The sequence below is a fragment of the Polaromonas sp. P3_C2 genome (assembly GCF_056402675.1).
In genome coordinates, this window is record NZ_JBFUGX010001012.1 from 1 (window position 1) to 1,058 (window position 1,058).

The window sequence follows — 1,058 nt, forward strand, 5'->3', positions numbered from 1 at the left end:
GAGCGCCTATTGCAAACAGCACCTTACTGGGTACAAACGCCCCAAATACATTGAATTTCGCGATGACTTGCCCAAAACCAACGTTGGAAAAATCCTCAGGCGTGAACTGCGAACGGCGGCCTGAAGCGCTGCAGGGTTTGCTAGCTTCTGATGGCCAAGCCTGATTTACCCGCAGGAATGCAGGTTTTTGAGCGCGGCTGGCTCTCTGCAAACAATATTCTTTTCACCGGCGGTGGAAAAACCTTGCTGGTTGACAGTGGTTATTGCACGCACGCGCCGCAAACGCTGTCGTTGATCGAGTCCGTCCTCGGGTTCCGTCCTCTCGATATTCTCGTCAACACGCACCTGCACAGCGATCACTGCGGCGGCAATGCTGCCTTGCAGGCGCGTTATCCCGATTTGCATACCCTTATTCCTCCTGGCCATGCACAACAAGTAGCCGACTGGGATCCCGTGGCGCTGACTTATTTTCCGACCGGTCAGCTGTGCCCACGGTTCACCTTCACTGATGCGATGAAGCCGGGTGGGTCCATGCGGTTCGGGTCCGAGATGTGGCAGATTCATGCGGCACCTGGGCATGACCCGCACTCGCTGATTTTCTTTGAACCCCAAAGTCGTGTGCTTCTTTCTGCCGATGCTTTGTGGGAGAACGGCTTCGGCGTGGTGTTTCCCGAGCTGGAAGGTGCCGATGCATTCACTGAGGTCGCCGCGACTCTGGATTTGATTGAGCAATTGAACCCCAAAATCGTCATTCCCGGGCACGGCCGTGTCTTTGCCTATACCTCCGAGGTGCTAACGCTAGCACGTCAGCGGTTGAATTCATTTGTAAGCAATCCGCCCAGGCATGCGCACCATGCTGCTAAGGTTCTGCYGAAATTCAAATTACTCGAAATTCAACGCCAGGATTTCGATGACTTTGCAAAATGGGCCCTGGCAACGCCTTATTTCATGCAGATCAAAGCCAAATTTTTCGCGGACATCCCTGCCCGCGCGTGGATTGAGCAATTGGGCAACGAACTCGTGACTGCCGGCGTGGCCAACAGAGACGGTACGCATAT

The 1,058-nt window shown here is 54.5% G+C and carries 1 protein-coding gene; it reads left to right on the top strand.

Features of this window, described 5'->3' with window-relative positions:
* Positions 1–150 precede the first annotated feature (150 nt).
* On the top strand, positions 151–1,058 hold a 908-nt coding region (locus AC1DWI_RS24225), incomplete at its 3' end, for an MBL fold metallo-hydrolase (RefSeq protein WP_477726050.1).